This window comes from Devosia sp. Leaf64 (assembly GCF_001421945.1).
Lineage (GTDB): Bacteria > Pseudomonadota > Alphaproteobacteria > Rhizobiales > Devosiaceae > Devosia.
In genome coordinates, this window is record NZ_LMLO01000007.1 from 143,334 (window position 1) to 150,423 (window position 7,090).

Consider the following 7,090-nt stretch of genomic DNA (forward strand, 5'->3'; position numbering starts at 1 on the left):
TGTCGGATGCTTTGCTAGGGTTGCGGCATGGAAAAGACCGCAACCTCATCCCTTCTCAAGGCGCCGCTGCATCAATTCGAGGCCAAGGACTGGCCCGATTGGTATGAAGGTGTCGCGGCGCTCGTCGAGAGCGACGATGCCGAAACGCGGGCGGCAGCCATCGAGCGGCTCTCCATGGCCGTGTTCTGGTCGGAACATGCGCAAGTGTTCGATGAGAGTGAAGCGGCAACGGCCGCCAAGCTTGAGCGTGCGCGGTGGCTGCTTGGCCTTGTCGACAGGCAGGCAGAGCGGCACGACGATGTCGTCGCGTTTTTCCTCCATGAGCTGCGATACAAAGGCGATAGCGAGCCTTATCCGCAGGTCATTCTGCCGTGGTTGCGGAGGGTGTTGTCGCGCAGCACGGGGCCCTTGGCTGAGCGGGTCGAAGGCCTGATTGTCCTTATTGGCGGGATTGCGGATTGGGATGGCTCGGGTCTGCCCGAAATTCTCGATCATCCGTCTGATCATGTGCGGGCTTGTGCTGCCCATGTCTTGGGGCGGATGGGGGCCGGCGAGTCGCAGGACGCGGACGGGCCCTATTTCGATCCCGATTTCATTGCGGCGCTGACGGCACGGGAAATCGAGCGCCCGGGGATTGCCGGGCCTTATTGGTCGTCGACGGGATTCCTGCAGTCCGATTTCGACAATCTCGGCTTTGAGCCGCTTGAGTGGATGCTCGACATCATCGAGCGGCGGCGGGGACCTGAGCCGCAGGACCTGCCGTTCAACGGCATCGATTTTCACGTGCATGAACTGGCTGGTGATCATCCCGATGCGGTGCGGCGACTCTGGCGCGCGGGACGGAGCGATCTTGCCGCGATGGCGGCGACAGAAATCCGCGGCGTGGTGCCGGGCATGGAACCGGTGCTGGTCGAGCTGGGCGATGACGCCGAGGCTGAGATTGCGGTGGCCGCGCACCTGCATTTGGCGGCTTACTATGGCGTATTGCACCCCAAGGCGGATACAGCACGCATTCGATATGTGCCGGAGTGGCGGAAGGGTGTGGACGCGTTTGTGATCCACTATGGCGAACCGGGGTTGTCGCGTGGCGCGGGTGTGTTTTATCCGCGCGAGCGTGCGGTACTCGATGACGCGGAGGTTTGGGCGGCGGTGGATGCCGCTCTGCCCCCGGCGGAGCGCGGAGCAATCGGGCGGCATTTTCTGGCGGCCTATGACGCGGCGCCGGAGCCATATCAGATGGGCGCGGATATGCTCTACAGTTATGAAACTGGCGCCCGGGTCGAGTTGATCGGGCGGCGCGATGGGGACGGGTGGATCCGGGTCGATGTGTCGCCGGGGCGTGGAGCGGAACTACGCATTTAGCGACATCCTCCTCCCCACCATTGCCGCCCCAAAAATCCTTCCCATATATCTCTTCGATGATGCAGCGCGCCGGGTTTTTCGGGCGTTTCATCACCGACGCTTCCGTCGTCATGCCGGTGCCTCTTGGGGGCTGGGTGGCGAGCAAGACTTGGAGAGTTGAATGAATATCGAAAAATACACCGAGCGCTCGCGCGGCTTTATCCAGAGCGCGCAGACCACGGCGCTGGGCAAGGGCCACCAGCAGTTTGCGCCGGTCCATCTGTTAAAAGTGCTGCTCGACGATGACCAGGGCTTGGCCTCGGGTCTGATCGAACGCGCCGGGGGCGACGCTAAGGCTGCGCGCGCTGGCGTCGAGGCGGCGCTCAACAAGATTCCAAAAGTTTCAGGCGATGCTGCGCAACTGTCGCTGAGCCGTGACTTGGCGCGCGTGTTCGACACCGCAGAAAGCGCCGCAAAGAAAGCCGGAGATAGCTTTGTCACGGCCGAACGATTGCTGCTGGCCATGGTTGTCGAAAAAGACACCGATGCCGGGCGCATTCTGGCCGCTGCCGGCGTGACGCCGCAGGGCATCAACACCGCGATCGAAGAAATCCGCAAGGGCCGGACGGCTGACTCGGCCTCGGCTGAGAACGCCTATGATGCGCTTAAGAAATATGCCCGCGACCTGACCCAGGATGTGCGCGAAGGCAAGCTCGACCCGGTTATCGGCCGCGACGAAGAAATCCGCCGCACCATTCAGGTGCTGAGCCGCCGCACCAAGAACAATCCGGTGCTGATCGGTGAACCCGGCGTCGGCAAGACGGCGATCGCCGAAGGTCTGGCCATCCGCATCGTCAATGGCGATGTGCCGGAATCGCTCAAGAACAAAAGCTTGCTGTCGCTCGACATGGGCGCGCTGATTGCCGGCGCGAAGTATCGCGGCGAGTTTGAAGAGCGCTTGAAGTCTGTGCTGTCGGAAGTGCAGTCGGCCGAGGGGCAGATCATTCTCTTCATCGACGAAATGCATACGCTTGTCGGCGCAGGCAAGGCGGATGGGGCGATGGATGCGTCCAATCTCTTGAAGCCCGCTCTGGCGCGCGGCGAGCTTCACTGCGTCGGCGCGACGACGCTCGACGAATATCGCAAGCATGTCGAAAAAGATCCGGCACTGGCCCGGCGCTTCCAGCCGGTCTTCGTGTCCGAGCCGACCGTCGAAGATACGATCTCGATCCTACGCGGGCTCAAGGAAAAGTACGAACTGCACCATGGCATTCGCATCGCCGACTCGGCGCTGGTGAGCGCGGCGACGCTGTCGAACCGCTACATCACCGACCGCTTTCTGCCGGACAAGGCCATCGACTTGATGGACGAGGCGGCAGCGCGGCTGCGCATGGCGGTGGATTCGAAGCCCGAGGCGCTCGACGAACTCGATCGGCGCATCATGCAGCTCAAGATCGAGCGCGAGGCGCTGAAGAAGGAAAGCGACGACGGCTCGCGCACGCGGCTCGACCGGCTCGAACAGGATCTGTCCGGGCTCGAAGAACAGGCGCAGGCACTGTCCTCAAAGTGGCTTGCGGAAAAAGAACGTCTGCAGGGATCGACCAAGCTCAAGGAAGAGCTCGATGCCGCGCGTTCCCAGCTCGAAATCGCGCAGCGGCAGGGGGACCTGGCGCGCGCGGGCGAGCTTGCCTATGGCGTCATTCCCGATCTCGAAAAGCGGCTGAAAACGGCGGACGACCCGAATGGCGATGGCAAGCCCGATCCGGTTATGGCCAAGGAAACTGTCGAGCCGACCGATATCGCCCAGGTGGTGTCGCGCTGGACGGGCATTCCGGTCGACCGGATGATGGAAGGCGAACGCGAAAAGCTCCTCCACATGGAGACCTCGCTTGGCGCGCGCGTCATCGGGCAGTCCGAAGCCGTGGCGGCGGTGGCAAAGGCCGTACGCCGGTCGCGTGCCGGCTTGCAGGATCCGAACCGGCCGATCGGCTCGTTCATGTTCCTCGGACCAACCGGGGTCGGCAAAACCGAATTGACCAAGGCTTTGGCGCAGTTCCTCTTTGACGACGAGACCGCCATGGTGCGGCTCGATATGTCCGAGTTCATGGAAAAGCACTCCGTCGCTCGACTGATCGGCGCCCCTCCGGGCTATGTCGGCTATGACGAAGGCGGCGTGCTAACCGAAGCCGTGCGGCGTCGGCCCTATCAGGTGATCCTTTTCGACGAGATCGAAAAGGCGCATCCCGATGTGTTCAATGTTCTCCTCCAGGTGCTCGACGATGGGCGGCTGACGGACGGGCAGGGGCGTACGGTCGATTTCCGCAACGCGGTCATCATCCTCACCTCCAATATCGGCGCGGAATATCTCGTCGATCTCAAGGATGGGGAATCGGTGGAGCTCGTGCGGGGCAAGGTGCTCGACATGGTCAAGGCGTCGTTCCGGCCTGAGTTCTTGAACCGGATCGACGAAATCCTGCTATTCCATCGCCTTGGGCGCGAACACATGGGTTCCATTGTCGATATCCAGTTCGGCCGGCTCGAAAAGCTTCTGCACGATCGGGACATCACGCTTGAACTCACCGCCAAGGCGCGGGAGTGGCTGGCGAACGAAGGCTACGATCCCGCTTATGGCGCGCGTCCGCTTAAGCGCGTCATCCAGCGCGCCGTGCAGGACGAGTTGGCCGAGGAGATCTTGTCGGGCAAGGTCTCGGATGGATCGCGGGTCATCGTCGATGCCGGGGACGAGGGGATCGTTCTCCTTCCCGGCGGCGCGGCGGAACAAGACGCAGCGGCATAGTCACCAGAGCTTACGGGAAGGGCCGATCGCAGGATCGGCCCTTTTCTTTTGGAGTGCGCATCGAATCCCGCTTGAAACGGTCACTCTTCGTAGTTAGAACAAAATAAGAACCTTGGAGGGCGGCCATGACAGACAAAATCGACTATATCGAATTTCCTTCGACCGACCGGGCCGCAACGATCGGCTTCTTTCGCGCGGCCTTCGGTTGGGGCGCGACGAGCTACGGACCGGATTATGATGCGATCGATGATGCGGGGATCGATGGCGGTGTCGATCAGGCACTCGATAAGGTCGGCGCAACAATGGCCATCGTGCGGACCGATGATATCGACGATGCCGAGCGCCGAGTGATCGCCGCCGGCGGCGTCATCACCAAGGCGCAGTTCGATTTTCCGGGCGGACGCCGGTTTCATTTCCGCGAGCCGGGCGGCAATGAATTGGCGGTGTGGATCGCCCGGGCCGAATAGCGCGCGCTTTAGGGTGTGGTGGGCGTTGCCGCAGCGACCTTGGTCGGCGTACCTTCTCGCGCGAGGAGATCGTCGATCTGAGCCATAGCCTGCTTGAAGCTATCGCGATATTGCGCCGCCAGCACATTGTCCTTGGGCAGTTTAACGCTCAGCGGATCGACGAGATTGCCATTGATGTGCATCTCGAAATGGAGGTGCGGGCCCGTCGATTGGCCGGTCGAACCAACATAGCCGATCACCTGGCCCTGGCGAACTTTCGAGCCTACGCCAAGCCCGTCGACGAAACGCGAGAGGTGGCCATAGGCGGTTTCGTAACCGTTGACGTGCTTGATTTCGATCTTGTTGCCGTAGCCCGACTGCCAGCGATAATATTCGATCGTGCCATCGCCGGCCGCATAAATCGGGGTGCCGGTACGGGCCGCAAGATCGACGCCGGTATGCAATTTGCGCGTGTGGAAGATCGGATGGATGCGATAGCCGAAGCGGGAGCGAAGCGTGCCGCCGCCTTCTAGCGGACGGCGATTGAGGAAGCGCTTGCCGGTTTCGCCGTCGGGATCATAAAAATCGACCGTGCCGTCGGCGGTTGCGAACCGATAAAGCTGGCGCTTTGTGCCCGATAGGGTGAGCGACACATAGAGAAGCTCGGGCTTGGCGTCCGGCGTATCCTGGGTTTCGAGGATCTCGATCGTGTCACCGGCCGCGATGCGCTTGTTCATGTCGACGTCGTAGGCGAACATGCCGATAATCCGCTCGATTGTATCATCGCTCAGATCATGCTTGCGGCCGGTTTCCCAGATCGAGCGATAGACCGTGGGCAGATTGCCGACATTGATCTGCTCGATATCTTCTTGCGGGAAATCCACCCAGTCCGGCTGGAGGCCGACGACATATTGGCCATTGTCGCTGAGGGCGACGGTCGCGATATGCGGATCGCCCGGCGTGCCCTCTGGGCGATAGATCGACATGCGATAGGGCACGAGACTATTGGCGTCGCTGGTCAGGGGACCATAGAGAATCCGAAGGCGGATGCCGGCGGGGAGACCACCTGCAGGAATAAGATTGGAAAGCGTCGCCTCGACCATCGACACCTGCGCGGCGGTGAAGCCGTTGCGGGTCAATGTATCGGCAAGCGGGCCGAGTTCGCGCACGGTCATGAAGCGTTCGGTGCGGCCGGGGCCATTGGCGGCAGCGACCGTAGTCTTGGGAACGACGGTGACATTTTCCGCAACGCCATTGGGCGTTGTGCCGGCGCCCTGGTTCGTCAGGTCTTCAAGGCTGGGCCCAAGCGCGGCATAGGCCAGGGTCGGCGGCGCGTCTTCCGTATAGAAAGTGGCGTCAGCGCTGCCACGGACGAAGTCGGCGGCGACCTGATCGGAAATGTCGGTCTTGGGAATGTAGCTCAGCGGCATGTCGGCGGTTTTCACCGCGACTTCACCATCGACATCGGTGCCATAGACGTCGGCATTGAGATCGAGCGCCACGGCCTGGAGCGGCTGGGTGGCATTCAATATAGCGACGGGATCATAAGAGGGCGCGTCGGCCGAGAGATTTGTCGCCGTCGTTGCAAGCGTCGCCCGAAGACGGATGAATGGCTGATTGCGCAACATTTCGCGGCCATCGACCACCTGGCGCACCGACGCTTCGATAGTTTCGAGATCCGAGCGGGTTTCTGCAACCGGGCGGACGCGCGATGATTTGGCAGTGATGTCGCTGGAAAGGGTCTGGCTCAGCCGCGGGGCCGCGAGCTGCAATGCCTTATAGGCGGTCGAGAACGTGTCCTGACCCTGGAAGGAGACATAGAGTGCCGCGCCCATAAGAAGGACGCTGGTCAAACCGGTCATCACCGTGCCGCTCAACCAGGCAAAGCTCAATTCCCGTCCTTGGGGAATTTCGCCATCGGTCGATTGCATCGTCAGGGCCGGGCCTTCTTCAAACCCGCTGGCGCGCAACAGGGAAGCATGGCGATTTCTTTGCGCAGCGTTCAACGCGCCGTCCTTCGCTTATAAACTGGTCTTCCCCCAAGGGGCCGTGCGTCGGCCGCTCCTTTATATACGCGCAACCTAAGGAGACGGGAGGCCGATTACAATGGCCGTCATATCCTGCGAAAATGCGGCGAAAGCGGGGAGTGGGTTTTTAGGGGCGATCACGCTGCCGTTTAGGGACCAGAAACCACGAACAGACCGTAGCGCCTGAAATCTCTGGTGGTTCAGTCGAGTTTTCCACACAGGCAATCCGAGCCAATTTGGAAAATGTCGTTTTTGTCACGATGGGGGGTTTACAGAAAAAAGGACCGCCCCTATAACCCGGTCATCGCTTGAGACCGCGGCGCCGCAAGACGCCAACGACGAAAGCCAAGTTGCTGAAAACGAACGAAAATTCGGACATTAAGCAACTCTCGGAAATTCGGTTCTGCTGAAATTCTGAAAAAAGCGATTGACAGTGAAAAAGAACTTCACTAGAAACCGCGACGCTGACGACGCGAATG

The 7,090-nt window shown here is 61.1% G+C and carries 4 protein-coding genes; 3 read left to right on the forward strand and 1 reads right to left on the reverse strand.

Going from position 1 to position 7,090, the window contains the following annotated elements; translation table 11 throughout:
- Nucleotides 1-27: 27 nt before the first annotated feature.
- From ASE94_RS05585 to ASE94_RS05595, 3 genes are all read left to right on the forward strand, one after another.
- Nucleotides 28-1,362, forward strand: coding sequence for a hypothetical protein (locus ASE94_RS05585; RefSeq protein WP_062629552.1), 1,335 nt, complete (start codon nucleotides 28-30; stop codon nucleotides 1,360-1,362).
- 160 nt (nucleotides 1,363-1,522) lie between these two features.
- Complete coding sequence (clpB, locus tag ASE94_RS05590; RefSeq protein WP_062629553.1) at nucleotides 1,523-4,138, forward strand: ATP-dependent chaperone ClpB; 2,616 nt, start codon at nucleotides 1,523-1,525, stop codon at nucleotides 4,136-4,138.
- A 125-nt stretch (nucleotides 4,139-4,263) separates the two neighbouring features.
- Nucleotides 4,264-4,605, forward strand: a complete 342-nt coding sequence (locus ASE94_RS05595) for a VOC family protein (protein WP_062629554.1) — start codon at nucleotides 4,264-4,266, stop codon at nucleotides 4,603-4,605.
- 8 nt (nucleotides 4,606-4,613) lie between these two features.
- On the opposite strand, the gene ASE94_RS05600 is transcribed toward ASE94_RS05595, so the two are convergent.
- On the reverse strand, nucleotides 4,614-6,590 hold the full coding sequence (locus tag ASE94_RS05600) for a M23 family metallopeptidase (protein ID WP_156351887.1): 1,977 nt from the start codon (nucleotides 6,588-6,590) through the stop codon (nucleotides 4,614-4,616).
- Nucleotides 6,591-7,090: the final 500 nt, after the last annotated feature.

Excerpts from the sequence above, each read along its gene's own strand:
- clpB (WP_062629553.1), top strand. The coding sequence starts at position 1,523 with ATGAATATCGAAAAATACACCGAGCGCTCGCGCGGCTTTATCCAGAGC.
- ASE94_RS05585 (WP_062629552.1), top strand. The coding sequence starts at position 28 with ATGGAAAAGACCGCAACCTCATCCCTTCTCAAGGCGCCGCTGCATCAA.
- ASE94_RS05595 (WP_062629554.1), top strand. The coding sequence starts at position 4,264 with ATGACAGACAAAATCGACTATATCGAATTTCCTTCGACCGACCGGGCC.